Origin of the sequence: Nitrobacter sp. 62-13 (assembly GCF_001896955.1) — a bacterium.
Classification (GTDB): domain Bacteria; phylum Pseudomonadota; class Alphaproteobacteria; order Rhizobiales; family Xanthobacteraceae; genus Nitrobacter.
The window spans coordinates 1-1608 of sequence record NZ_MKRN01000101.1; the positions used below are offsets into that span (position 1 = coordinate 1).

Here is a 1608-nt window from a genome sequence, read left to right on the forward strand (position 1 = left end):
CGATCCACACCATGTCGCCGGGCTTGAACTCGTTGTTCTCGTCATGCGCGTGATAGTTTTTCGAGCGGCGAATGGTCTTCTTGTAGATCGGATGGGTAAAGCGGCGATCGACGCGCACCACAACCGTCTTGGCTTGCTTGTCGCTGACGACCACGCCCTGCAGCGTACGTTTCGGCATCTATAAGCCCCTTATTTCTTCGCGTCGCGCTTTTGCGCGGCGATGGTCTTGATCCGTGCGATATCGCGGCGCGCTTCCCGCATTCGCGAGGTGTTCTCCAACTGCCCGGTGGCGCGCTGGAAGCGCAGATTGAACCGCTCCTTCTTCAGGCTGGCGATGGCGTCGTCCATCTGGTCGGGGGTCATCGCGCGAATGTCGGCGGTCTTCATTGCGGCCATGTCGGTTACTCCGCGATGCGCGCGACGAAGCGCGTCTTGATCGGCAGCTTTGCGGCGGCCAGCGTCAGCGCTTCCTTCGCGGTCTGCGCGGCCACGCCGTCGATCTCGAAAAGGACCCGGCCCGGCTTGACCCGCACCACCCACAATTCCGGTGCGCCCTTGCCCGAGCCCATGCGAACCTCGGCCGGCTTCTTCGAGACGGGCACATCCGGAAACACGCGAATCCAGACGCGGCCGGCGCGCTTCATATGACGCGTCAGCGCGCGCCGCGCGGCTTCGATCTGACGCGCCGTGATGCGCTCGGGCGCCATCGCCTTCAGGCCGAACTGGCCGAACGCCAGCGTCGCGCCCGATGACGCGGTGCCGTGGATGCGGCCCTTGTGCGCCTTCCGGAACTTGGTCTTCTTGGGTTGCATCATGGCTTACGCCCTCAAACCTTCTGTCTATTGCGCATGATCCGCTCCGAAAACCGGTGAACCACTTTTCGGGATCATGCTGTCGTTCAAGCCGCGTCGCGGCGCGGACGGTTGTCGTCGCCGGCCAGCCGCTTGTCCTGGGCCATCGGATCGTGCTCGAGGATCTCGCCCTTGAAGATCCAGACCTTGACGCCGCAGGTGCCGAACGTCGTGAACGCCGTGGCGACGCCGTAATCGACGTCGGCGCGCAGCGTGTGCAGCGGCACGCGGCCTTCGCGATACCACTCCATGCGGGCGATTTCGGCGCCGCCCAGACGGCCCGAACAGTTGATGCGGATGCCTTCGGCGCCGAGACGCATCGCCGACTGCACGGCGCGTTTCATCGCGCGGCGGAACGCGACGCGGCGTTCGAGCTGTTGCGCGATCGATTCGGCGACCAGCGTGGCGTCAAGCTCCGGCTTGCGAATTTCGACGATGTTGATGACGACGTCCGACGAGGTGATGTCGGCGACCCTCTTGCGGAGCTTGTCGATATCGGCGCCCTTCTTGCCGATCACGACGCCGGGACGCGCCGAATGGATCGTCACGCGGCACTTCTTGTGCGGACGCTCGATCACGATGCGCGCCACCGCCGCCTGCTTGAGCTCCTTGTGCAGAAGCTCGCGGATCTTGACGTCCTCGTGCAGCAGCTTGCCGTACTCGCTTTTGCCGGCATACCAACGGGAATCCCAGGTCCGGTTGATGCCCAGACGCAGCCCGATTGGATTGATCTTTTGACCCATCGTTTTCTCCTGCG

The 1608-nt window shown here is 63.9% G+C and carries 4 protein-coding genes; all 4 read right to left on the bottom strand.

What is annotated here, in order from left to right:
* On the bottom strand, nucleotides 1–178 hold a 178-nt coding region (gene rpsQ / locus BGN91_RS08895), incomplete at its 3' end, for a 30S ribosomal protein S17 (RefSeq protein WP_292612379.1).
* Nucleotides 179–189: 11 nt separating this feature from the next.
* Nucleotides 190–396, bottom strand: a complete 207-nt coding sequence (gene rpmC / locus BGN91_RS08900) for a 50S ribosomal protein L29 (protein ID WP_292612375.1) — start codon at nucleotides 394–396, stop codon at nucleotides 190–192.
* Between the two features lie 5 nt (nucleotides 397–401).
* Nucleotides 402–815, bottom strand: coding sequence for a 50S ribosomal protein L16 (rplP, locus tag BGN91_RS08905; protein WP_292612377.1), 414 nt, complete (start codon nucleotides 813–815; stop codon nucleotides 402–404).
* An 83-nt stretch (nucleotides 816–898) separates the two neighbouring features.
* A complete protein-coding gene (gene rpsC, locus BGN91_RS08910; RefSeq protein WP_292612381.1) occupies nucleotides 899–1594 on the bottom strand; it encodes a 30S ribosomal protein S3 in 696 nt (231 codons plus the stop codon).
* Nucleotides 1595–1608: the final 14 nt, after the last annotated feature.